At 37.7% G+C, this 22,918-nt stretch carries 25 protein-coding genes; 8 read left to right on the top strand and 17 right to left on the bottom strand.

Annotated elements, in window-relative coordinates; all coding sequences use genetic code 11:
• Positions 1-56: 56 nt before the first annotated feature.
• The 9 genes from FBT53_RS12985 to FBT53_RS12945 form a co-directional block, all read right to left on the bottom strand.
• The gene (locus tag FBT53_RS12985; protein ID WP_136951617.1) at positions 57-2,435 is read right to left on the bottom strand and encodes a BspA family leucine-rich repeat surface protein; all 2,379 of its coding nucleotides are present in this window, start codon (positions 2,433-2,435) and stop codon (positions 57-59) included.
• Between the two features lie 302 nt (positions 2,436-2,737).
• Positions 2,738-3,421 (bottom strand): HNH endonuclease, encoded by a 684-nt coding sequence (locus tag FBT53_RS12980; RefSeq protein WP_136951616.1) that lies wholly within the window; start codon positions 3,419-3,421, stop codon positions 2,738-2,740.
• A gap of 136 nt (positions 3,422-3,557) precedes the next feature.
• Positions 3,558-4,427 carry an exonuclease domain-containing protein gene (locus FBT53_RS12975; RefSeq protein ID WP_136951615.1) on the bottom strand — a complete coding sequence of 290 codons (870 nt, stop codon included), beginning with the start codon at positions 4,425-4,427 and terminating at the stop codon, positions 3,558-3,560.
• Positions 4,427-4,798, bottom strand: coding sequence for a hypothetical protein (locus FBT53_RS12970; RefSeq protein ID WP_136951614.1), 372 nt, complete (start codon positions 4,796-4,798; stop codon positions 4,427-4,429). The genes FBT53_RS12975 and FBT53_RS12970 overlap by 1 nt, the downstream gene beginning before the upstream one ends.
• A 267-nt stretch (positions 4,799-5,065) precedes the next feature.
• Positions 5,066-5,872, bottom strand: a complete 807-nt coding sequence (locus FBT53_RS12965; RefSeq protein ID WP_136951613.1) for a YgcG family protein — start codon at positions 5,870-5,872, stop codon at positions 5,066-5,068.
• Positions 5,873-5,877: 5 nt separating this feature from the next.
• Entirely contained in the window at positions 5,878-6,318 is a 441-nt protein-coding gene (locus FBT53_RS12960) for a TPM domain-containing protein (RefSeq protein WP_136951612.1), read from the bottom strand.
• Entirely contained in the window at positions 6,318-6,917 is a 600-nt protein-coding gene (locus tag FBT53_RS12955; RefSeq protein ID WP_080319673.1) for a LemA family protein, read from the bottom strand. The genes FBT53_RS12960 and FBT53_RS12955 overlap by 1 nt, the downstream gene beginning before the upstream one ends.
• Before the next feature lie 19 nt (positions 6,918-6,936).
• A complete protein-coding gene (locus FBT53_RS12950) occupies positions 6,937-7,266 on the bottom strand; it encodes a MerR family transcriptional regulator (protein ID WP_010518520.1) in 330 nt (109 codons plus the stop codon).
• Positions 7,266-8,243, bottom strand: coding sequence for a M23 family metallopeptidase (locus FBT53_RS12945; protein WP_010518521.1), 978 nt, complete (start codon positions 8,241-8,243; stop codon positions 7,266-7,268). Before FBT53_RS12945 ends, FBT53_RS12950 begins: the two co-directional genes overlap by 1 nt.
• Positions 8,244-8,348: 105 nt before the next feature.
• Between FBT53_RS12945 and alaS the strand changes: the two genes are divergently transcribed.
• Positions 8,349-10,964: an alanine--tRNA ligase gene (gene alaS / locus FBT53_RS12940; RefSeq protein ID WP_136951611.1), complete on the top strand. Its 2,616-nt coding sequence runs from the start codon at positions 8,349-8,351 to the stop codon at positions 10,962-10,964.
• Positions 10,965-10,970: 6 nt separating this feature from the next.
• On the top strand, positions 10,971-11,588 hold the full coding sequence (locus tag FBT53_RS12935; protein WP_169630364.1) for a DUF4230 domain-containing protein: 618 nt from the start codon (positions 10,971-10,973) through the stop codon (positions 11,586-11,588).
• Positions 11,589-11,674: 86 nt separating this feature from the next.
• Here FBT53_RS12935 and FBT53_RS12930 read toward each other — a convergent pair whose 3' ends face one another.
• Positions 11,675-13,441 (bottom strand): aromatic amino acid hydroxylase, encoded by a 1,767-nt coding sequence (locus FBT53_RS12930; protein ID WP_136951610.1) that lies wholly within the window; start codon positions 13,439-13,441, stop codon positions 11,675-11,677.
• 148 nt (positions 13,442-13,589) lie between these two features.
• On the opposite strand from FBT53_RS12930, the gene FBT53_RS12925 reads away from it, so the two are divergent.
• Entirely contained in the window at positions 13,590-14,069 is a 480-nt protein-coding gene (locus tag FBT53_RS12925; RefSeq protein WP_136951609.1) for an Lrp/AsnC family transcriptional regulator, read from the top strand.
• Positions 14,070-14,096: 27 nt separating this feature from the next.
• On the opposite strand, the gene FBT53_RS12920 is transcribed toward FBT53_RS12925, so the two are convergent.
• The 3 genes from FBT53_RS12920 to FBT53_RS16120 form a co-directional block, all read right to left on the bottom strand.
• Positions 14,097-14,300: a PLD nuclease N-terminal domain-containing protein gene (locus FBT53_RS12920; RefSeq protein WP_240729832.1), complete on the bottom strand. Its 204-nt coding sequence runs from the start codon at positions 14,298-14,300 to the stop codon at positions 14,097-14,099.
• A gap of 163 nt (positions 14,301-14,463) precedes the next feature.
• Entirely contained in the window at positions 14,464-15,042 is a 579-nt protein-coding gene (locus tag FBT53_RS12915; protein WP_136951608.1) for a DUF4136 domain-containing protein, read from the bottom strand.
• A gap of 78 nt (positions 15,043-15,120) precedes the next feature.
• Positions 15,121-15,279 (bottom strand): DUF5522 domain-containing protein, encoded by a 159-nt coding sequence (locus FBT53_RS16120; RefSeq protein WP_169630363.1) that lies wholly within the window; start codon positions 15,277-15,279, stop codon positions 15,121-15,123.
• Positions 15,280-15,463: 184 nt separating this feature from the next.
• Here FBT53_RS16120 and FBT53_RS12910 point away from each other — a divergent pair, with 184 nt between their 5' ends.
• The 5 genes from FBT53_RS12910 to FBT53_RS12890 are packed head-to-tail and all read left to right on the top strand — an operon-like array spanning position 15,464 to position 19,454.
• Positions 15,464-15,796, top strand: coding sequence for a hypothetical protein (locus tag FBT53_RS12910; protein WP_136951607.1), 333 nt, complete (start codon positions 15,464-15,466; stop codon positions 15,794-15,796).
• A gap of 2 nt (positions 15,797-15,798) precedes the next feature.
• Positions 15,799-16,704 carry a 1-aminocyclopropane-1-carboxylate deaminase/D-cysteine desulfhydrase gene (locus FBT53_RS12905; protein ID WP_136951606.1) on the top strand — a complete coding sequence of 302 codons (906 nt, stop codon included), beginning with the start codon at positions 15,799-15,801 and terminating at the stop codon, positions 16,702-16,704.
• Positions 16,701-17,564 carry a glucosaminidase domain-containing protein gene (locus FBT53_RS12900; protein ID WP_136951605.1) on the top strand — a complete coding sequence of 288 codons (864 nt, stop codon included), beginning with the start codon at positions 16,701-16,703 and terminating at the stop codon, positions 17,562-17,564. Before FBT53_RS12905 ends, FBT53_RS12900 begins: the two co-directional genes overlap by 4 nt.
• 17 nt (positions 17,565-17,581) lie before the next feature.
• Positions 17,582-18,862, top strand: coding sequence for a glutamate-1-semialdehyde 2,1-aminomutase (gene hemL / locus FBT53_RS12895; protein ID WP_136951604.1), 1,281 nt, complete (start codon positions 17,582-17,584; stop codon positions 18,860-18,862).
• A 10-nt stretch (positions 18,863-18,872) separates the two neighbouring features.
• Positions 18,873-19,454, top strand: coding sequence for a TIGR00730 family Rossman fold protein (locus FBT53_RS12890; RefSeq protein ID WP_136951603.1), 582 nt, complete (start codon positions 18,873-18,875; stop codon positions 19,452-19,454).
• Here FBT53_RS12890 and FBT53_RS12885 read toward each other — a convergent pair.
• From FBT53_RS12885 to FBT53_RS12870, 4 genes are read right to left on the bottom strand one after another with little or no spacing between them, the layout of a single operon-like run.
• Entirely contained in the window at positions 19,451-19,864 is a 414-nt protein-coding gene (locus FBT53_RS12885) for an SRPBCC domain-containing protein (RefSeq protein ID WP_136951602.1), read from the bottom strand. The genes FBT53_RS12890 and FBT53_RS12885 overlap by 4 nt on opposite strands.
• Before the next feature lie 60 nt (positions 19,865-19,924).
• A complete protein-coding gene (locus FBT53_RS12880) occupies positions 19,925-21,091 on the bottom strand; it encodes an MFS transporter (RefSeq protein WP_136951641.1) in 1,167 nt (388 codons plus the stop codon).
• A 48-nt stretch (positions 21,092-21,139) separates the two neighbouring features.
• On the bottom strand, positions 21,140-22,048 hold the full coding sequence (locus tag FBT53_RS12875) for an AraC family transcriptional regulator (RefSeq protein ID WP_136951601.1): 909 nt from the start codon (positions 22,046-22,048) through the stop codon (positions 21,140-21,142).
• 7 nt (positions 22,049-22,055) lie between these two features.
• A complete protein-coding gene (locus FBT53_RS12870) occupies positions 22,056-22,817 on the bottom strand; it encodes an SDR family NAD(P)-dependent oxidoreductase (protein ID WP_136951600.1) in 762 nt (253 codons plus the stop codon).
• Between the last annotated feature and the right edge of the window lie 101 nt (positions 22,818-22,918).

Below are 22,918 nucleotides of genomic sequence, written 5' to 3'. Positions count from 1 at the left end.
TAAAATGGATAAAGCTAGTGCGCTAAAGAAAAAGAATTTTACTTTCATACCACTTTTTACTCTTCTAAAAGGCCACCATCATAAAATTTCCAACCCTTTTTTTGCATGTTAATTCTGGCATCCTCTGCTGCTTTGGTGTACTTGGTATTCCCCACATAAAAAGAGACATTTCTTTTTAGTTCTTGATTTTGCCAGGACAGTAATAAAGCATCATAATGTTTGGTAGATAGGTTAGCATCTTTAAATATCTCGTTCATATTGGTGACATTAGTAACGTTCCATTTGCTAATATCTTGGTCAAATGAAGAAGCATACTCAAACATAGAATCCATTGATGTTATGTTAGAGGTATCCCATTGGCTAATATCTTGGTTAAAAGCCGTAGCTTGAGAAAACATATATATGGTTCTTTCCACCTTAGAAACATCCCAATTGTTTAAGGGTTGGTTAAATGCTTTGGCGCCGCTGAACATGCCCGCCATATCCACGGCAGCAGAAACATCCCAAGTATTAATATTTTGGTTAAACGCTTCTGCATCTTCAAACATCATATTAAAATGTCTAATAATAGAAACATCCCATTGGTCTAGGGGTTGGTTAAAAGCGGTAGCGCCATGGAACATTTGTGACATATGGATGACGTTAGAAGTGTCCCAATCATTAATATTTTGATTAAACGATACTGCCTCCTTGAACATGGCATCCATATCTATTACATTAGAGGTGTCCCAATTGCCAATAGGCTGGTTAAAGGATTTTGCTTCAAAAAAAGCATCCTCCATAGTTTCTATATTACCAGTATTCCATTTGGCTAAGGGTTGATTAAAAGATTCTGCAAATGAAAACATCATTTTTAAACTTTTAAATTTAGAGATGTCCCATTTTTCTAAGGGTTGGTTAAAGGATTTAGCATAGTAAAACGTTCTTTCTATAGTTTCTAGGTTAGAGATGTCCCAATCTTCCACCGTTTGGTTAAATGCCTCTGCACCATGAAAAACTTTGTTTAAACTTGTAATTTTAGAAATATCCCAATCGTTTATAGGTTGGTTAAAAGAGGTTGCATTGTAAAATATGCCTTCTATGGTAGTAACGTTAGAGGTGTCCCAATTGCCTATAGGTTGATTAAATTGTTCGGCGTAATAGAACATTTCTTCCATACTGGTTACCTTAGAGGTGTCCCAATTGCCAATGGGTTGGTTAAACCGCTCTGCATGCTTAAACATGCCAGACATAGTAGTTACCATGCTTGTGTCCCACTCCCCGATGTGTTGATTAAATTTTTGCGTGTAGCCGAACATGTCTTTCATAGTGGTTACCATAGCGGTATCCCATGTTCCAATGGGTTGATTAAAACTTTCGGTTTTATAAAACATCAAGTGCATTGATTTAGCATTGGCCGTATTCCAATTACCTATTGGTTGATTAAATGCCTTTGCATAGCTAAACATGCCAGCAAAACTCCTAGCATTAGCAGTTTTCCAGTTACCGATAGGTTGGTTAAATGTTTCAGCACCATTAAACATGTAAGAAAAAAAGATGACGTTTGCCGTATTCCAACTACCAATGGGCTGGTTAAAAGATATGGCGCCATCGAACATACGTTCCATATTCTCTACCAATGTGGTATCCCAATTGGCAATTTCCTGATTAAAATTAGTAGCCCCGTTAAACATACCTCTCATGTTTTTTACCTTAGCCGTGTTCCAATTACCTATCGGTTGGTTAAATGCTTCGGCATTTTCAAACATACGGTCCATGTTTTCTACATTAGCGGTATTCCATAAGGTAATGTCTTCGTTAAAGTTGGTGGCTTCGGAAAAGAGAAGCTTCATGTAGCGCACGTTAGCCGTATCCCAATTTTTAAAATTGCCTTCTAGATTGGTGCATTCAGCAAACATGGAATTCATAAAAATCACTTGGGAGAGGTCTGGGACATCTGTAGCATCTATGCTTAGATTGGGACAAGCGGAAAATGAATCTGCCATAGATTTCCATTTTTGGTCTCCCCATTGTTTTACGCTCATTAAACGATCTTCTCCAGAAAGTTTACCCATATAAATACTGGGGAACTTTCCTGTGATGGTAATCGTATAATAGCCATCATCTTCATAATCATGCGTAATATCTCCTTTTACGTGTTTGTCTACTGTGCCATCTCCCCAATCAATAGTATAGTCATAGGTTAATATTCTATCTCTAGTGGGTATGGTGACAGAGTCTTCATAATCTAAATACCACTCTGTTATAAAACCTGGTGTAATACTATCTTGAGCCGTAGGCAATGAGTCTGGCGTATGTTGCAGGCTGTCTATAACCTTTTCTTTAGCAGCCTTAGCAGGTGTATTCTCTGTACTGGGAATAGGTTTTTTGGGGTCTGTTTTGCAAGAGCATAGCAATACACTTATTAAAAGTGCAAGGGCAAATCTGTATGTCATCTAAAGGTTGGTTTGGTTGCTGTTATTTTTTATACAACTATCGTTTTTGTATAAATATAATACCTAACAGTTTATGAGGTGATTTATTATGCGGTTGATATTAAAAAAAAATATTATTAAAATAAGCAGATGATACAGGTTGATACCGCATTCCAACTAGTTGTTTTGAGTTGATTTTGGTTGCCACGCTGAAAATGAAATGAAGGTAAGCGGCTGTTAAAGGGAAAGTCCCTCTGAAAGGATCAAAACCTAGCAATAAGTGGGATGTTTTAAGGGGGGTGAAACGAATGTAGGCGTTGTAATTAGTATTTTTTTCTTAATATTTGTTTCAATTCGGATATCGTAAAAGCTGGTTTTTTCTTGTGTAACATAGAATGACAATTTGGACAAACAGGAACTAAATCAGTTTTTGGATTGATAACATATTCCTTTCCTAAAATACTAAATTCGTTTAAGTGATGAACATGTATAAATCCTTTACCTATTGCTCCAAATGTTTTCTCAAAATCGAATTCGCAAACTTGACAACTCAAACCAAAATGCTTTATACATTCCAATCTTGCTTTTGGGTTTCGTTCATATAAATTTACTTGGACCGTTTTAAAATTTCCTTCGGTTAATTCGTCAGTTAATTCAGTTGGATTAAAATCCGTTTCTGAAGATGTAAAGCTTTTCTGGATTAACAATTCCTTTATTTCGGAAGCCATTTTTTTAATTTCTTTTCCGTTTGGAATATTCCTAGTTTTCTTGACAAATAAAATATGGTCTATTGCTTCTAACTCTCTATTTAAAGTGAAAATTTTAAGTCCGGCGTTTATTTTTGTCGTAATTGAGCCATCAGTCCAAGGTTCAGAATTTTCTCCAAATAATTCCGACATTTTGGATTTCGTTAAACGTCCTTTTTTTAAATCGGAAAACTGATTAAAGTATTTAATAAATGTAGCAACTCCAACACTATCTACTAATCTATCAATAGGTTTATCCATTCAGTAAGGGTATTAATGGCAAAAATGTAACATAAATCTTGTCCTGAAATAGTTCAACATTTTTTTAAGTTTAAAATATTTAAAAATTTCAGTTGGTTTTTTAACTCAGTTCTTTGTTAGGCAAAGTTTTTTTAATTTATTCTTTATTTGATTCGTACAAGGCGATAAAGTCGGATTCTTTCAATATTCTGATGTTCTGTCCATTATTTTTCAGTTCTTCTGCTTTTATATGTTTCGAGCTTTTTTCCTTTCCCGAAAGTTTGCTTACATCTTGGTCTCCAACCACTAAAAGAGTTGTTTTCTTCGTAATTCCATTTACAACTTTACAACCTATTTCGGATGCAAGTAATGAAGCTTCTCTTCTTGGAATTTGTAATGAACCTGTAAACACTAAAATCTCTCCAAACAGATTTCCATTTGGATTTCCCTCTTTTGAAACTGAATTACTATAATTTTTTGCATTAGCTAAAATTGGTTTGTTTACTCTTATAAGCCAATCATCAATAGTATTCTCTTTTTCTTTAATTGCTGAAATTAAAATATGAGCACAAGCTTTAGCATCTTCCAAAGCATCGTGGTGATTAAAAGAGAAATTCAATTTTTTACAAACATTCGCAAGTCCATATCCTTTGTATGCAAATTCTTCCCAACACCTTCGAGAAACTTTTGCTGTGTCAATCCAACTGTTTTTAATTGATGGAAGCCCATATTTTTCGCAAGTTCGATTTATTGAAACTCGGTCAAAATGAGAGTGACAAACACAAATGTAATTTTCTAAATATTGCTTAAGAAACTCATAAACTTTTGGAAATTTTGGACTTTCAATAACATCTTCTTCTGTTATATTATGTATTGATTTATTCCAAAAGTCAAAGTAATCTTCTGGGTTTAATAGACTTGACCATTCTTTTTTAATTTGACCATTTTCGTAAATAACAAATCCAATTTGGCAAATTGATGCCATATCAGAATTTGCTGTTTCAACATCAATTGCTAAAAAGTCCATTAGAAAGGATTTTTAAGTTTTTCCAAGTCCATCGTAAATGTTACGGTTACTCCTGTCTTTGTACAAGTCAAAATCATTTCTTCGTCCATATCTATATTCAAGTCTTCCCCACGTAACGCTTGCCATTTTGCAATGTAATTTAATGCTCCAATTTTTTCTTTTTTCTTTAAGACTTTTTCAACTCCGCCTTTATATCCAAGAACAGGCAATTCACCTCTTTTTGCTTTTTCAGCTAATTCAGGTTCTTTTATTGCTAAAGCTCTACCAACTTCATAGTTTTTTATCAAGCCTTTATCTTCTCGTCTCCAAGTTTCTTCCCAAGTCAAATTTTTTCTATCAGGTTCTGAAAAACTTCTGTAAATTCTTGTCATTGCTGTTGGTTTTAATTTTGCCTATAATTACAATACCCATCATGCCACAGATATCTCTTTGGTATAAAACTACCCATTAAATAGCATAGTTTAAAGACAATTTAAACACATTCTTTTGCTGCTAGGTCTTAACTGCCAATTTTTTGATAAGAAAAAGGATCAAGTATTCTTATTAAAGTGAAAAAAAGGCCTTTTTGTATTCCAGTTTATCCACAACCCAAAGAATAAGGGAAAAAAAGGTCTTTCAAGAAAAGTGCTTTTGCTGTGTTACCAGCCTCCAGAGGCGCCACCACCACCAAAACCACCGCCTCCGAAGCCGCCGCCAAAGCCACCACCTCCAAAGCTGCCGCCACCGCCAAATCCGCCAGAGGAACCACCGCCACGGCCCATATTGCTAAGGATAATCATATCCCAAATATCCAGCCCACGGCCGCCTTTTCCTCCCCGATTGTTTCTGCCGCCTCCATTGCGTTTGCTGCTACTGATAATAACAAAAAGGATGATGATGAAAATGATAAATGGTAGGGCGTCTTTAAAAAACGGTTGCTTATTAAAATTGCGGTCTTCTGTAAACTGTCCGTTTAATACTTGAAAGATAGCGTCTGCCCCCTTGTCTAACCCTGCGTAGTAGTTATCTTGTTTAAATTGGGGAATAATAACCTGTTCTATAATACGCCTACTCATAAAATCCGTTAAGAATTCTTCCACGCCATAGCCGGTATTAATGGCTATTCTTCGGTCGTTACTGGCCAAGAGTATTAGTATTCCATTATCTTCCTTAGCTTGGCCAATTCCCCATTTTTGACCCCATTGGGCCCCTAAATAATTAATATTCTCCCCTTCGGTAGAATTTATAATGGCTATTACTATTTGGGTAGAAGTGCTATCTGAGTAACGAATTAATTTTTGTTCTAGCTGATTTTTCTGTGTTGGAGACAAAAGATTAACATAGTCGTAAACACTGGTTTCTACTTTAGGTTTTTCTGGGATGTTAAATTGCCCCCAAGCTAGTTGTAAGCTAAAAATGCTTAGCGTAACGCCTATAAGATACTTTATACCCAGTGTTTTGGTCATGTTATCTACCCTTTAGAAATGGTATCGCTCAATTCATTAACATCTCCATGATACCAAGGAAAATGTGTTTGTAATTCTTCACCAGCCTTTAACACGCCCGCTACGATTCCCTCTTTGAAAGCCCCCTTTTTAAAATGCTGGGCAATTACTTCTTTGGTAGATTCCCAAAACCCTTTGGGCACGGCTTGATCTATACCACGGTCACCGTAGATAACAAAGCGTTTGTCTTGTACGGCAACATACAGCAATACGCCATTTTCGTCTTTGGTATTATCCATTTTTAAAAAATGAAACACTTGTTGTGCCCTGCTAAAATGGTCCAATTGCGTTGTGGCTTCTATATGTACTCGTATTTCACCAGAAGTGTTTTTTTCCGCCTCAATAATGGCCGCAACTATTTCTTGTTCTTCTTCTGCAGTTAAAAAGGCTTCTACCTTAGCGTTCATTAGTCAAAATTAAAATCAACATCAGGAGCTTTTTCCGCTCCAGCTTCTGCTTTAAAGTATGCCAATTCATCAAAACCAAACCAACCTGCTAAAACAGAATTGGGGAACGTTTTAATGTGGGTATTGTAAGGTCTAATAGCTTCATTAAAACGGTCTCTGGCCACGTTAATTCGGTTTTCCGTACCTTCTAATTGCGATTGTAGTTCTAAGAAATTCTGATTGGCTTTTAAATCTGGGTAGCGTTCTACCGTAACCAATAAGCGAGATAAAGCAGAGCTTAATCCACCTTGTGCTTGGTTAAATGCCTGTAGTTGCTCTGGGGTAATATTTGCAGGGTCTATAGTGGTAGCTGTTGCTTTGGCGCGCGCTTCTATAACATCTGTTAAGGTGCCTCTTTCAAAGTCTGCCGCCCCTTGTACAGTTTTAACCAGATTACCAATAAGATCGTTACGTCTTTGGTAAGAACTTTCTACCTTGCCCCAGGCTTCTGTGGTGGTTTCTTTTAGTTTTACCGCAGTATTATTAAAACCTACGGCCCAAGAATAGATTGCAATTGCTATCACGGCTATGATAGCAACCGGAATTAACCATTTTTTCATCTTCTAGTGTTTATTAGTGTTATAGTTGTTCTTTAATTTTTATTAATTCGGCTTTAACCCGTTGTAATTTTTCAATTACTTCAAAACGAGAAAGGGTTTTGTGTTTTTCTTCTTTTAAATGAATTTTTGCTCCTTCTAAAGTAAATCCACGCTCTTTAACCAAGTGGAAAATCAATTTAAGATTTTTAATATCCTCAGGAGTAAATTTTCTATTGCCCTTTGCATTTTTTTTAGGTTGAAGGATGTCGAATTCTTTTTCCCAAAAACGAATCAATGAGGTGTTGACACCAAATGCATCGGCGACTTCTCCAATACCGTAATAACGTTTTTCTGGTAGGTCTATATGCATTAGTCTAACGATTGGTTTTCTTGGGTGGCAAACTTCAACATGCTTTCGAACTCTTCTGGAGATAAACTTCCGTAGTAGAAGTTTATGGGGTTTATACGTTCACCATCTTTCCACACCTCATAATGTAAATGGGGTGCTTCTGAACGGCCTGTATTGCCAACAAACCCAATTAAATCGCCACGTTTTACCTTTTGGCCAGGCGTTACATTGTATTTGCTTAAGTGGGCATATAGGCTCATGTAGCCATGGCCATGTTCTATTCTTATGTGCTTACCGTACCCAGAAGAATTATTGTCTGCACGTGAAATTTTACCATCGCCACTTGCAAATATGGGTGTTCCACGTGGGGCGGTAAAATCCATTCCCCAATGTTTTTTACGTGTTTTTAAAAAAGGGTCCGTTCTCCAGCCAAAACCAGAAGCCATACGGGTCAAATCTTCGTTTCGTACTGGTTGTATGGCGGGTATGGCCGCCAATAGTTTTTCTTTTTCTTCTGCCAAGAGGGTAATTTCATCTAAAGACTTGGATTGGATAACCATTTGTTTCTGGATTATATCTAATCGTTTGGTGGTATTTACGATCATCTCAGAATTATTATAACCCTCTAAGGATTTATAGCGATTTACCCCACCAAAACCGGCTTTTCGCTGCTCTTCTGGAATTGGGTTGGCCTCAAAGTACAACCGGTAAATGTTGTTATCCCTATCTTCTATATTGGCAAGGACCTGTTCCATTTGGTCCATTTTTTTATTTAAAATCTCGTACTGTAGTTCGTAATTCTGAACCTCCCTTTCCAAGGAAAGTTCTTTAGGTGTATTTACCAAATTGGTATTCAATAGAACGGTAAGCCCCAGAAAACCAAACAGTGCCGCAGCTGCCAAAAACAAAAATACATTCCGGTATCGTTTAGATTTTTTAGGCTCTATTTTTCGGTAAGAAAGGGTATCTGGATCGTAATAGTACTTTACTTTACTCATGAAGGTAATTTATCCTATTTTTGGGCTTTCAATTTATGGTAACAAACAAATATAAAAATTGTTTTGTTTGTTGAGTTAAAAATAATTTAAAGTAGCACTCTCCATATGACATCCCAAAAGGTTAGAGAACAGTTTTTAAACTTTTTTAAGAATAAGGAGCACAAGATAGTTCCTTCTGCCCCAATGGTTATGAAAAATGACCCAACCTTGCTGTTTACCAATGCGGGGATGAACCAGTTTAAAGAGTATTTTCTTGGTAACACCAAACCTACATTTAAACGCGCATCGGACACGCAAAAATGTTTGCGCGTTAGTGGTAAGCATAACGATTTGGAAGAGGTGGGTAAAGATACCTACCACCATACCATGTTCGAAATGTTGGGGAACTGGAGCTTTGGCGATTATTTTAAAAAAGAAGCCATTGCATGGGCTTGGGAGTTGTTGACCGAAGTCTATAAAATTGATAAAGACTGTTTGTATGTTACCGTGTTTGAAGGGAGTGAAGATGAAGACCAGTTAGCCATGGATAAGGAAGCGTACGATTTCTGGAAAGCTATTGTGCCAGAAGAACGCATCTTAATGGGTAACAAAAAAGATAACTTTTGGGAAATGGGTGATCAAGGACCTTGTGGACCTTGTTCAGAAATCCATGTAGATATCCGCTCTGCGGAAGAAAAAGCCAAAACACCAGGTGCGGAATTGGTAAATATGGACCATCCACAAGTGGTGGAAATTTGGAATTTGGTATTTATTCAATACAACAGAAAAGCAAACGGCCAACTGGAGAATTTACCAGAAAAGCATATAGATACCGGTATGGGCTTTGAGCGTTTGTGTATGGTTTTACAGGGCGTACAAAGTAATTACGATACCGATGTGTTTACACCTTTAATTCGCGAAATTGAAGCCATAACCGAAAGCAAATACGGTAAAAATGAGGAAACCGACATTGCTATCCGTGTAATTGCGGATCACGTAAGAGCGGTAGCCTTTGCTATTGCAGATGGGCAATTACCCAGCAATACTGGTGCTGGATATGTTATCCGTAGAATTTTAAGAAGAGCAATCCGCTACGGATTTACGTTTTTAGATACCAAAGAGCCGTTTATTTATCGTTTGGTGAATACGCTAGCCTCACAAATGGGTGCGGCATTTCCAGAGTTGAAGAACCAACAGCAACTGATAGAGAACGTGATTAAAGAAGAAGAAAACTCGTTCTTAGCTACCTTAGAACAAGGATTGGTATTGTTAGATTCGGTGATGAAATCTGCCAAGGATAAAAAAGTGGATGGCGATAAGGCGTTTGAACTATATGATACCTTTGGTTTCCCTATAGATTTAACAGCCTTGATTTTAGAAGAAAAAGGTTTTGCTCTAGATACGGAAGGATTTGAGCAGGCTTTGCAAGCGCAAAAGGCACGTTCTAGAGCCGCTTCTGAGATAAGTAAAGGCGATTGGACGGTATTGGAACAAGATACTGAACAAGAATTTATTGGGTACGATGCCTTAGAAGCACAGGTTAAAGTGGTAAAATACCGTAAGGTTACCACTAAGAAGGAAGGAGACCGTTACCAATTGGTTTTTAACCTAACGCCCTTCTATGCTGAAGGTGGTGGCCAAGTAGGGGATAAAGGCTATTTAGAGGCAGCTAATGGCGATGTAACCTATATTTTAGATACTAAAAAAGAGAATAACGAAATTGTACATTTTGCGGAAAACTTGCCAGCAGATTTAGCGGGCACGTTCAAAGCAGTGGTAGATAAAAAACAACGTCAACGCACGGCTAGTAACCATACGGCAACACACTTGCTACATCAAGCGTTACGAGAAATTTTAGGAACCCATGTAGAGCAGAAAGGTTCTGCGGTTCATTCCAAGCATTTACGATTTGATTTTAGTCATTTTGCTAAAGTTACTCCAGAGGAATTAGAAGCGGTAGAGCAATTTGTAAACGCCCGTATTGCAGGGCAGATTCCCTTAGAAGAAAATAGAAACGTTCCTGTAAAACAAGCGTTAGAAGCAGGGGCAATGGCATTGTTTGGAGAAAAGTATGGCGATACCGTACGTACCATTAAATTTGGAAATTCTATTGAATTGTGTGGCGGTACGCACGTGCAAAATACCAGTGAAATATGGCACTTTAAAATAACCTCAGAAGGAGCGGTGGCCGCAGGTATCCGAAGAATAGAGGCGATTACCTCTGATGCCGTAAAAGCGTTTTACCAAGAGAACGATGCTACTTTATCTATTATTAAAGGCCTTTTAAATAAAGCCAAAGACCCTGTGAAAGCGGTGGCAGACTTGCAAGACGAAAATGCCCAATTGCGCAAACAAGTAGAGCAATTGCTTAAAGAGAAAGCAAAAGGCTTAAAGTCAGAATTGTTGAATGAAGTTACCAACGTAAACGGGGTAGATTTCTTAGCAAAACAAGTAGATTTGGATGCTGCGGGTATTAAAGACTTGTTGTTTGAGATGGGAGCCAATAAAGACAATTTATTTGTGCTGTTGGCTGCGGATAAAGACGGCAAAGCATTGTTGAGTTGCTATATCTCTAAAGAGCTGGTTAAAGCCAAAGAATTAAATGCGGGCCAAATAGTTAGAGAGCTGGGTAAATACATTCAAGGCGGTGGCGGTGGCCAACCCTTCTTTGCAACAGCAGGAGGTAAAAATCCAGCCGGTATACCAGAAGCACTGGAAAAGGTTAAGGAATACCTGAATTAAACAGCAATGAAAAAAGTCCTTGCAGGAATCATAGTAGCTTTGGCAGTGGTGTTCATTTATAACAGTTATATGAATACCCAAAAGGAGCGCTCCATTCTAAAGGAAAATTCCATGCTCATTGAGCAGCAAATTGCTCAGGTTTCTAAGTTGATAGTAACCGAAGGTCATTTTGCGGAAGTTCATAATTATAAGGATAGCAAGGAATTATTTGGACCATTGGTAACCGCAGAAAAAAAAGCGTTGGTGGTGGTTAATGCTGATGTAGAGGTGGTATTTGACCTTAAACAAGTTTCATTTACAGTAGATGAGAAAGCTAAAACGGTGCAGATAACCCATATACCAGAGCCAGAAATAAAACTACATCCAGACTTTGAGTACTATGATGTTACTCAGGATTATTTAAATCCATTTGCAGCAGCCGATTACAACAAAATAAAGAAAAACGTAAAGGCTTCACTTTTAAAAAAAGTTGAAGCCTCTACTTTATATACCAATGCCAATAACCGATTGGTAAGTGAATTGTCTAAATTGTTGGTGCTAACCAATTCTATGGGTTGGACGCTTGTTTATCAAAACCAAACCGTTGCAGAGCTTAGCGACCTAGAACAACAGTTGAAGGATTAGTCAAAATTTTATTACCTCTAGGAGATTTCTCACCTTTTATTCTTCAAGGATTCGTAAAGACTTTAATAATCTACTTTTAATTAAAATTAAGCATCAATTTTAAGGCCTTGGTCTACTAAAGCCAAACCATCATCAATAAGGTGGCCTACTTTAGGGCGGTCCAGTTTTAGTTGTTCCAAATGTGATTTTATTTCTGTGGCTAATACAGTCCTGTTTCCTTTTATTGCAAGCTCATATAACTCTACAGGTAGCAGCCAGTCTTTTGGAAAACGGATTATAAATTCTTGAAACAGTTTGCTCCTAGAAATAATGGTGTTTTTACCCTCTCTATAATCACGCACACGCTGATAAAATTCCTCAAGAGCTAATTTATTATCGTCTCTGTTCTTTTTTACGGTAGTATCACTCAACGCATGAGAAACCAAATTAAAGCTTTTTAAGTCTGCCGGTCCGTTATAACCGCTACTTACTTTTCTACCCACAGCCATATGGTAAAGACCCCAATCGGGTTTAAATAGCACCTCGTCTTGGTAGGTTACCGTACAATTTTGGAAGGTGATTAAGCTGATTTTACCCTGTAAATTACGGGTGCCTGTTATAATTTCTCCAGAAATGGTAACCCCACCAACAAATTCCAGTTCTACTTTTTCGCCTTCAAAAATATTATACGCTTTTAAATCTCGTGGACTCATATCTTCTATGGCTAGATTTATGCCTTTTAGCTTTCCAACGGGAGAACCAAAGCCTTCTGGATGCTGTGTGGTGCCATGATTTACTAATTCTTTGTCATGATAGGCCAAGGCTGTGGCGCCTTTTGTAGCAAAATAGATAGGCATGCCATCGTAACTTAACACACGTTCAAAATAACCAGACACTTGTAATCCCGTACTTAGTTCCAGTGTGCCCAAGGCTTGGGAGTCAATTAATTTTTGAACAGCAGATAAACCACCCGTGCGCAGCGCCATAGTATTGGCAAAATCTTCTAAAACCTGACTCAAATGAGCAAAGTTTGGCGTTACAAAAAGCTGTGGTTGCGGTTTGGTAATATCAAAATCGGTCGTGGCACTATCTAAGGTATACGGGAGTTTTTTAACTTTATCCGTCATGCACCACGCGCTTTCCCCAATAGACGAGAGCAAACCTGCACCGTATATCTTTGGGTTTTCTAGAGTACCTATGAGCCCGTATTCTACGGTCCACCAGTGTAGGTTCCGCAATAGGGCCATTTCACTAGGTTTCCCCATGTTCTGTTGTAACGCTTCAATACGTTTTTCTGCCTTTTCAATAGCCTCTAGTGGCGTTCCTTCGGCTTCCTTTATGATGGATAAATGTCGTACAGCATCATATAGTTCGTAATCTTTTCCACTAGAAATGGCTTTAGCACCAATTTCTCCAAATCGCCTTAAATATTCTGAATATTCTGGATTGGCAATAATTGGAGCATGGCCGGCACCTTCGTGAATTATATCTGGAGCCGGCGTGTATTCTATGTTTTCCAATTGTCTAATGTCCGAAGCAATCACCAATACGTTATATGCTTGAAACTCCATAAATGCAGAAGGCGGTATAAACCCGTCTACTGCTACTGCCGCCCAACCAATTTCCTTTAAAATCCTATTCATCCCATACATATTGGGAATGGCATCTATGGAAATGCCTGTTTTTTGCAGGCCATCTACGTAAGATTTGTGTGCCACTTTACTTAGGTAGTCCACATTTTTACGCATCACATAGCGCCACACGGCTTGGTCTACGGGAGTATATTCCTCGTAATTCTGCGGTTTTATGTATTGTCTTAAATGTTCTGGTAATTTATCCAGAACAAGATTGCTTTCGTACAGCTGTTCTTTCATGAGTTTCAGTTTGTTGTTTTAGTCAATTACAGTTCCTTTAAAATTAAAATAAAGTAGCTTTAAAAAGTGTTATAAGAATTATAAACAGAAATAATTCCTTTTAATGTTTAAATTTGAAGGAAAAAGAATTAAATCTTAACCATTTTGTTTGATAAAAAAGGAATGTATGCAATTAGATGCTATAGATAAACAGATATTGAAACTTTTAGAACAAGATGGTAAGATGGTGGCCAAGACCATTGCGGAGCAATTAGGACTTACAAAAACTCCTGTTTATGACCGTATTAGGCGACTGGAGAAGGAAGGTTTTATTAAAAGGTATGCGGCTATTTTGGATAAAGATAAAATAGCGGAAAGTATCACCGTATTCAGTTTTGTGTCTTTAGAGGTGCAAAAAGCAGAGTTTATGGACCAGTTTATTGCTCGTATACAAGATTTTCCAGAGGTGGTAGAGTGTTTTGTGGTAGGAGGGGAGTTCGATTTTTTACTAAAAGTGATGGTAAAAGATTTGGATGCCTACTACACTTTTGCAAAGCAACGTGTGGCTACTTTGCCCAATATAGGTGCTGTAAAAAGTGCCTTCGGACTTAAAGAAGCGAAGCAGGATTATCGGTTTCCGCTGCTTTGACCAAATAGCTACGCTAAATAAATAAAACTATTGAAGTTTGATTTTTTGTTTTTTTCCAATTGTAAAATAGAGCACAGCTCCCAATAGGTTAAAAAATAGAACAACAAGTGTCCAAATTAACTTGTTGTTTCCTTCAAACTTATTTCTTAAAATGTCAATTAAAGCAATCAAAGTCGGAATAATACCTAATAGGCAAATTAGTATTAAAATAATTTGCCATGGACCTATCATTCCTAAAAAGTTCGTAGAAAGCATACTTAATATTTTAACTGTTAAGTATAAATGTATTAAAACTTAAGTTACTGGCAATAAAAAAGCGAAGCACCTACCTAAAACCACTCCAATGAACACTCAAACTCGCGGTAGTTGCTTCGCCTAACTATTTTTTAGCCTATTACTTAGCTGCTACTATCTGCATAGGTGGATATTCCTTTAAAATTTGCGCAACAAACTCACGAATTCGTTCTTCTTTTTTGGCTATATCTTTGGTGTTATTCAATGTGCCAACGCCACGTCCTTGCCAAATCAATTCTTTATCCTTGGCATCTATAAGGTCTATATATAAAGAGCCTTCTGTGCGTGCGCTAACATTAGGGCCAAATCCGCCGCCCCAGCCCCAACCCCAACCGGGACCCCAGGCCCAAGGATTGTAAAAGCCACCCCAGCCCCAGCCAACGTTGTTGTAGACATCTACACGTTCTCTTTCTTTGGTAAAAATACTTACCAAAATATCTGGGTCTTGAGATTTTACAAAACCTCTATTTGCCATTTCCGTTTCAATGGCTTTTAAAATTCGTTTTTTGTCCAAATCAGAAATTTGAGCCTTATCTATTCCTGTTTTATAAAAAGCATAGCTTTTGTATTCCTTAAAGTCCGCCTGCCTATCATAATCCGTAATTACGTTTACGGTGGCACAAGAACTTAAGAAAATTACCGTAAGGAGGGGTAATACTATCCACTTAAACTTTTTCATATCAATTTTTTTATCACGTTAAAAATGAGCTCGCTAACACCTTACATAGTATCAATTATTATGCCGAAAAAAGTGGTGTTACTGTTTGTTAGTTTTTTTATTATAACCGTAGGGGCAATGCCTGCATCCACTCTCACAACAATAGCCTCTTTTTAAGTGGTATTGTGCTGTAAAAACCTTGTAACCTTCTGGGCTCAAATAAAAATCGCCTTCTTCTAAAGGTAGTATTTTTCCCATTTTTATTTCTTCCTTTTACATCAAAATTAACGGCTATTAATTCAATTTTAAAGGGTTTTAACGCCTTTCTGCTTATTTAATCTAAAACAGCGACGGTTTATCGGGACAAATGGGCATCTTTTTTAAGAAAAACTATATTTGTTTGCATCACAAGCTAAATAATAAGTTGCGCAAAGAAGCTGGAATGATATTGGTATTTCGACACTTTTTTAGGAAGAACTATGTGGGTTTAACACTTTGGCCTTTTATTATTGTTAAGGAGCATAGTTATAAAGAAGATACTATTTTAATTAATCATGAACGGATTCATTTACGCCAACAAAAAGAACTTTTAGTTTTCTTCTTTTACCTCTGGTATATCATTGAATGGCTGTTAAGAACGGTTTTGTATTTAGATAGTTACCGTGCCTATCAAAATATTAGTTTTGAACGCGAAGCTTATGCAAAAGAGAACGATTTAGGGTATCTTGCAAGACGAAAACCGTATAGTTTTATCAATTTTCTTTTTCGGCCATAAACTTGTCTTCTTATAACCAGCAAATACAACATCCGCTTTTAGAAAAACATCAAATTAATCTTTGGATAAAAAGAGAAGACGTGCTACACCCTGTTGTAAGTGGTAATAAGTATAGAAAACTCAAATACAACATCAAAGCTGCTCTAGCTCAAAAACAAAAAACCGTACTTACTTTTGGTGGTGCCTACAGTAACCATATTGTGGCTACTGCTTGTGCGGCAAAAGAGGCAGGGTTAAAAGCTATTGGGGTTATTAGGGGAGAGGAGTTGAAGGAAAAATGGAAATCGAACTCTACTTTGGTGCAAGCCGCTTCTTATGGGATGCAATTTTTATTTGTAACCCGAGAAGCCTATCGTCTTAAAACGGAAGCCGACTACATATTGAAACTAAAAAATGAATTTGGTGATTTTTACCTTATTCCAGAAGGCGGCACTAATATGTTAGCTGTACAGGGTTGCGAAGAAATTTTAACAGAAGAAGATAAGCAGTTTGATATTATTACATGCGCTGTTGGAACAGGTGGTACGGTTGCAGGTCTTATCAATAGTTCAACTAAAAATCAAAAGGTTTTGGCATATCCGGCGCTAAAGGGTGATTTTCTGAAGGCTGAAATTGATAAATTTGCAATTAATGATCAGTGGCAATTGGTAACCGATTATCATTTTGGAGGTTATGCTAAAGTGACGGAAAGCTTGGTGCGGTTCATTAATGAATTTAAACGAGACACGGGCATTCCTTTAGACCCAATTTACACCGGCAAGATGCTATTTGGAATATGGAAAGGTATAATTCAAGGCAATTTTACTAGAGGCACTAAAATTTTAGCCATCCATACGGGTGGCTTACAAGGAATAAGAGGAATGAACCAACAATTAATACGGAGAAAATTACCGGTTTTGGATTTATGATAAGAAAATTGATGGCCTTAATTACGGTGGCGTTGCTTTTGGCCGGCTGTGGTGCTAAGAAAAAAAGAACAACTTCTAGCAAGAGAAATAGCGCTCCAACTGCAACAACTAAGAATGGGGTATACAAGCCTAATGATGGTTTAGAGGGTACTAAGTTCAATAAGTCAGAATTATACCCATTACCAGAAGACCCCGGGTATTTCAAGAAATTTCCTGTAGCGAATACAACTGAGTACATAGCGGAGTTTCATGAAATGGCTCAGTACGAAATGCGTGCTTTTGGCATACCGGCAAGTATTACCTTGGCTCAAGGTATTTTAGAAAGTGGGTCTGGTAAAGGGGAATTAACGCTAAAAACAAACAATCACTTTGGTATCAAATGCCATACGGGGTGGCAAGGCGAGTTTGATTTTCATGATGATGATGCCAAAGGGGAGTGTTTTAGAAAATACAATCACCCTATGTTTAGTTTTAGGGACCATAGTATTTTTCTTGCATCCCGTTCTCGCTATCGTTTTCTTTTTAATTATGCTAAGGACGATTACAAAAAATGGGCTTATGGACTTAAAAAAGCGGGTTATGCTACGGATCCAAAATACCCAAATAAATTAATCTACCTCATAGACAAATACAACTTACATCAGTACGATAGAGAGGTAGTAAAAAACGGATTAGAAACGGTTAGAAAACCTAAAAAATACGATGTTTTTACCCATATAGTGGCTAAAGGAGATACCCTATACGCATTGTCTAGAACTTATGCTATAAGTGTAGAAGAGTTAATGCGATTGAATAATTTAAAAGATACAACCTTGTCTATTGGGCAAGTATTAAATATTAGAAAGGCGCGAGCCAATTAATAGCAAAACAGAATTACATGCGTTACCAAAGAAGCAGTGCATTATTTACCGAAGCAAAAAAATACATACCAGGCGGTGTAAACTCGCCCGTAAGAGCTTTTAAAGCAGTGGGCGGTGAACCTATTTTTATTAAATACGCCAAAGGTGCTTACTTAACAGACGAGGATGACAACCAGTACGTTGATTATATTGCCTCATGGGGTCCGTTATTGTTTGGCCATGCGCATGAACCTGTGCTGAATGCGGTTATAGAAAAAGCCAAGAAAGGAACCTCTTTTGGTATTCCTACGGAGATAGAAACCAAATTGGCACAATTGGCCGTAAAAATGGTGCCCAATATAGATAAAATACGTTTTGTGAATTCCGGTACAGAGGCATGTATGAGTGCGGTACGCTTGGCTAGGGGATATACTGGTAGGGATAAAATCATAAAATTTGCAGGATGCTACCACGGTCATTCGGACTCTTTTTTAATACAAGCAGGTAGTGGTGCGGTTACTTTTGGAAGTCCAAATAGCCCTGGGGTTACCCAAGGGACCGCAAAAGATACGTTGTTAGCCAATTACAACGATTTGGCAGGAGTAAAACAGTTGGTGGAAGCGAATAAAGGCGAAATTGCGGCTATAATTTTAGAGCCAGTTGCTGGTAATATGGGATGTATAATACCGAAGGACGATTTTATCCACGGTTTACGTGAACTGTGTACCCAAGAAGGAATTTTGTTGCTGTTTGATGAGGTAATGACTGGTTTTAGGTTGGCCGCTGGCGGTGCCCAAGAAGCTTTGGGGATAGATGCAGATATTGTTATGTTCGGTAAAGTTATTGGTGGTGGCTTGCCCGTAGGTGCTTTTGCTGCACGAGCAGAAATTATGGCTCATTTGGCTCCAGAAGGTCCTGTTTACCAAGCAGGTACGTTAAGCGGTAACCCGTTAGCTATGAGTGCTGGTTTGGCCATGCTTACAGAGATAGATGAGAAACCAGAGGTGTTTACCAGCTTAGCAGATAAAACGGAATACCTGCATAAAGGAATTGAATCTGTAATGACAAAACGGGGGATTACTCACCAAATAAATAGATTTGGCAGTATGATTTCGGTTCATTTTTGCGACCAACCGGTAACGGATTTTGCTTCTTCCGCGTTGGGTAATAACGACCGTTTTAAAGCCTATTTTCATGGCATGTTAGACCAAGGAGTCTATTTGCCACCTTCGGCATTTGAAAGTTATTTTTTAAATGATGCTATTTCTTATCAAGATTTGGATAAAACTATAGAGGCGGTAGAAAAATGTAAATTATAAACAGTCTATTTTGAAAGCAATTACAGTATTCTGTGGCTCTAGTAATGGTGCAGCAGCCTTATATCTGGAGCAAGCGCATGCTTTAGGTGGCGCTTTAGCAACCAAGCAAATTCAATTAATTTACGGAGGGGCCAAAGTAGGTCTTATGGGAGCGGTAGCGGACGGAGCTTTGCAAGCCCAAGGAGAAGTAATTGGGGTGCTACCAAAATTTTTACAGACAAAAGAGATTGCACACACGGGTTTATCTGCGTTACATTTGGTGGCAAGTATGCACGAACGCAAAACGATGATGAATGATTTGTGTGATGGTGTAATAGCACTACCAGGAGGTTTTGGTACTTTGGAGGAGCTGTTTGAAATGCTGACTTGGGGTCAGCTTGGCTTGCATACAAAACCAATTGGCATTCTAAATAGTAACGGGTATTACGATGCTCTTTTACAATTGCTAGATGGCATGGTAGCTCAGGGATTTTTAAAACAAGCCAATAGAGATATGGTTTTGGTGAGCGCATCTATTGAAGATTTGCTAACACAGATGGAAAACTATACTGCCCCAGCAGTGCCTAAATGGCTCAATTTAGAACGTACTTAGGGAGTGTTTTCTACATATTCCTTAAAATGATTCAGAATGGCCTGCCATCCTTTTCGTTGTAATTCAATTGGATTTTCCATGTCTGGATCAAACAAAATCACCAATTCGGTAGTTGTTTTATTTGGATTAAAAAGGACTTGTACTTTACGCTCGTCGGCTAGTTTGTACGTAAATGCTTTGTTGGGTATTACATCAATATAAACCCCTTCAAAATTAAAACCCATGCTACCATCTTTAGCTTCCATTCTTGTTTTATAAGAACCGCCAACGGTTAAATTATTTTCTGCTAAAGGACAGTGCCAATCTGGAGAAGCAAAATTCCAATGTACAATATGGGTTGGATTGGTATATTTATTCCATACTTCTTCAATAGCACCTTTAATCAGGGTATTAATCTTTATTTTGGCCATGCAATTGTCTGTTTTTTCTTACCATGAAGATAAGAGTAAACTATCGGTTTATTGTAACGCTTACTTCAATTTACTGCTAAATAAAACATAAAGTCCCACCATTGGACCTATGGCTAATAGGCTGTATACCCAAGGGGAGGAAAAGGAAATTATCGCCATAGAAACTACTTGTATACTAACAATAGTTAAGGTGTACCCAAGACAATTAATTAGAGTTAAGGCTGTTCCTGTGATTGCTGGGGGAGCTGCGCTTGCTACGAGTGTAGAGAATAGCGGAGAATCTGTAATAACTGCCATTCCCCAGAGGCACATAAATAGTATAAAAATATTGAAAGGGAGCTGTATAGTTATGGGAAACAACAGGCAACATACAAAAGAAAATGATAATGCAATAGTAGCTATCTTTTTAGGGCCATATTTTTGAGAAAGAAATCCGCCAATAATGCAGCCCACACTGCCTATTGCTATGATAACAAAGCTTAATATTGATGTGGTTTGGGGGGGTAAATTGGATTTAAATGCAGAAATCATTATAGGTACAAAGGTCCAAAACGTGTAGAGTTCCCACATATGACCAAAGTACCCTAAAGCTGCTGTCTTAAGTGGTTTAATTTTAAAAATACCTATTACCTCTTTTAAACCAAATTGGTTTCCTTTTTTTCTAAATGGTCCGTCTGGCACGCCCAAATAAAGGGCTAAACCTCCTAAAGTTGCCAAAAGGGTAGTGCTGATAATTACTATTTTATAACTAATACCTATAGAAAATGCATTCAATGCATGCGGAAAAGCCGTGCCAAGCACTAGAGCACCTACTAGTAGGCTGAGCGATTTGCCTAGACCTTTTTCATAGTAGTCTGCGGCAATTTTCATACCTACAGGGTAAATCCCTGCAAGGAAAAAACCCGTCATCATTCTAAATAATGCCAAAGTAAGTAGCACATTTTTAGGCCATAAAATAGCCAGATTGCACAGTGCTCCCAATACTGCGCATGTAAAAAATACTTTAGAAGGAGAAAAACGGTCTGTGATGCTCAGCAAGGCGAAAGTCAATGTGCCCAAAATAAAACCTAGTTGTACCGCAGCGGTTAGATTGCTAAGGCTGCTAAGGGCATCTAAACCATAAGCAGATACAATTTGCGTTAGTACCCCGTTACTGGCAAACCACAGTGATGTGCATAAAAACTGTGCACCAATAATTATGGGTAAAATTTGTTTTGGTGGATTCAAATGATGGGTTTTCAACAATAAGTCGGTGAAGTTAGAAAAACTTAATTTTTAATGGTGAAATGAAGATCTAAAAGCAGAAGGCGTTTGTTTGGTTTTGGCTTTAAATAGTTTAGAAAAAGATTGCGAATGTTCAAATCCTAGGGTAAAAGCCACTTCGCTTATACTAAGCGTGCTATTTGCAAGTTTACTTTTAGCTAATGCAATAAGCTTCTCGTGTATTAATTGCTGGGCAGAACTAGTAGTTGCTGTTTTTAATGCGCTGCTAAGGTAACTGGGAGAAATATGTAATTGAGTAGCAAAGTAATTTACGGTAGGTAATCCCTTTTCATATACGGTTTCGGTCGTAAAATAGGCCTCTAGTAAGTCTAAGAACTGGTTCAGAATATCTTTATTATTCTTGGCTCTTGTTAAAAACTGTCTTTGATAGTAGCGCTCTGCGTAATTTAAAAACAAATCTAACTGCGCTAATATGATGTTTTGGCTAAAATTATCCATGTTGGTCTCTAATTCTTGCTGAATAGTCATAAACCATTGGATTACCTTTTCTTCTTCCTTAGGAGATAAAAACAACGCTTCGTTAATCGTGTAGTCAAAAAAATCATATTTCTTAATTCTTTGATGCATATTGGCTTTGTATAGGTAGTCTTCATGGATTAGGAGTAGCCACCCACTGGGTTTTGTAGAATTTAACGGATTGGGCTGTACGCTCAGCATTTGTGTAGGTGCTATAAAAGATAGAATACCTTCATCAAAATCATACGTCTGCTGTCCATAGCGTATTTTACCAACATCTCTTTTAAGGCCTATGGAGTAGAAGCTCATTTTCCATACCTCGCCAATGCTGTCTTTTGGAATACTAGTTTTGCCATAGTCTACCAAACTTATCAGGGGATGGGTAGGTGGTTGCAACCCTCTTATTTTATGAAATTCTTTGATGGAATTGATGGGTCTTATCATAGTACTTTTAAAGAAAAATTCCTCCAGAAGCTTCTAAGCGTTGGCCGTTAATCCATTTGCCAGCATCAGAACATAAGAAGGCAACAATGCCGCCAATATCTTCTGGTTCTCCTACGCGCCCTAAAGCGGTATTTTTAGCTATAACTTCTCTTTTTTGCTCGTTGTTTTTATTTTCTCCGCCTCCAAAATCGGTTGCCACTGCTCCAGGAGCTACGGCATTAGCTCTAATTTTTTTAAAGGCTAATTCTTTAGCTAGATATCTTGTTAGTACTTCTAAACCGCCTTTGGCACTTGCATAGGCAGAACAATTGGGTAGACTGAACCTTGCTAAACCAGAAGTAATATTGACGATGCCTCCATTTTCTTTTAGGTACGGCACAGCTTGTTGTGTTAAAAAATAAGTGCCTTTTAAATGGATGTTTACCATTTCATCGAACTGGATTTCTGTTGTTTCTAAAAATGGAACGTAATAACCGGTGCCAGCATTATTAATAAGGTAATCTATAGTGGTTCTATTAAATTCGGTTTTGGTCCATTGAATCAGTTGTTCAAAGAATTTTGGAAAGGTGTCTGTTTTAGTAGTGTCTAATGGTAATGCGATTGCTTTTACTCCTTCTGCCAACAGTAGATTAATTACATCTTCTGCAGCTTCTGAATTGGTGTGGTAGGTTAGGATGATATGTTTACCACCCTTTGCTAATTGCAATGCCATATTCTTACCTAATCCTCGACTGCCTCCGGTAACGAGTGCTATTTCTTGTTGCTTCATGTGTGCTGTTTTAGGCTACAAAGTTGCATTAAAATGGAAGCATGGATGTAGCCGAATTGCGTTATCTTGTAGTCATATTAAAGATACAACCAAATACAATA

The sequence above is a fragment of the Flavobacterium sp. ASW18X genome (assembly GCF_005144745.1).
Taxonomy (GTDB): Bacteria; Bacteroidota; Bacteroidia; order Flavobacteriales; family Flavobacteriaceae; genus Croceivirga.
Note: the sequence above shows the minus strand (reverse complement) of the source record. Positions and strands in the feature narration are given on the sequence as shown.

Coding starts and splice junctions, on each gene's coding strand:
- FBT53_RS12985 (WP_136951617.1), bottom strand. CDS start 2,435: ATGACATACAGATTTGCCCTTGCACTTTTAATAAGTGTATTGCTATGC.
- FBT53_RS12980 (WP_136951616.1), bottom strand. CDS start 3,421: ATGGATAAACCTATTGATAGATTAGTAGATAGTGTTGGAGTTGCTACA.
- FBT53_RS12975 (WP_136951615.1), bottom strand. CDS start 4,427: ATGGACTTTTTAGCAATTGATGTTGAAACAGCAAATTCTGATATGGCA.
- FBT53_RS12970 (WP_136951614.1), bottom strand. CDS start 4,798: ATGACAAGAATTTACAGAAGTTTTTCAGAACCTGATAGAAAAAATTTG.
- FBT53_RS12965 (WP_136951613.1), bottom strand. CDS start 5,872: ATGACCAAAACACTGGGTATAAAGTATCTTATAGGCGTTACGCTAAGC.
- FBT53_RS12960 (WP_136951612.1), bottom strand. CDS start 6,318: ATGAACGCTAAGGTAGAAGCCTTTTTAACTGCAGAAGAAGAACAAGAA.
- FBT53_RS12955 (WP_080319673.1), bottom strand. CDS start 6,917: ATGAAAAAATGGTTAATTCCGGTTGCTATCATAGCCGTGATAGCAATT.
- FBT53_RS12950 (WP_010518520.1), bottom strand. CDS start 7,266: ATGCATATAGACCTACCAGAAAAACGTTATTACGGTATTGGAGAAGTC.
- FBT53_RS12945 (WP_010518521.1), bottom strand. CDS start 8,243: ATGAGTAAAGTAAAGTACTATTACGATCCAGATACCCTTTCTTACCGA.
- alaS (WP_136951611.1), top strand. CDS start 8,349: ATGACATCCCAAAAGGTTAGAGAACAGTTTTTAAACTTTTTTAAGAAT.
- FBT53_RS12935 (WP_169630364.1), top strand. CDS start 10,971: ATGAAAAAAGTCCTTGCAGGAATCATAGTAGCTTTGGCAGTGGTGTTC.
- FBT53_RS12930 (WP_136951610.1), bottom strand. CDS start 13,441: ATGAAAGAACAGCTGTACGAAAGCAATCTTGTTCTGGATAAATTACCA.
- FBT53_RS12920 (WP_240729832.1), bottom strand. CDS start 14,300: ATGATAGGTCCATGGCAAATTATTTTAATACTAATTTGCCTATTAGGT.
- FBT53_RS12915 (WP_136951608.1), bottom strand. CDS start 15,042: ATGAAAAAGTTTAAGTGGATAGTATTACCCCTCCTTACGGTAATTTTC.
- FBT53_RS16120 (WP_169630363.1), bottom strand. CDS start 15,279: ATGGGAAAAATACTACCTTTAGAAGAAGGCGATTTTTATTTGAGCCCA.
- FBT53_RS12910 (WP_136951607.1), top strand. CDS start 15,464: ATGATATTGGTATTTCGACACTTTTTTAGGAAGAACTATGTGGGTTTA.
- FBT53_RS12900 (WP_136951605.1), top strand. CDS start 16,701: ATGATAAGAAAATTGATGGCCTTAATTACGGTGGCGTTGCTTTTGGCC.
- hemL (WP_136951604.1), top strand. CDS start 17,582: ATGCGTTACCAAAGAAGCAGTGCATTATTTACCGAAGCAAAAAAATAC.
- FBT53_RS12885 (WP_136951602.1), bottom strand. CDS start 19,864: ATGGCCAAAATAAAGATTAATACCCTGATTAAAGGTGCTATTGAAGAA.
- FBT53_RS12875 (WP_136951601.1), bottom strand. CDS start 22,048: ATGATAAGACCCATCAATTCCATCAAAGAATTTCATAAAATAAGAGGG.
- FBT53_RS12870 (WP_136951600.1), bottom strand. CDS start 22,817: ATGAAGCAACAAGAAATAGCACTCGTTACCGGAGGCAGTCGAGGATTA.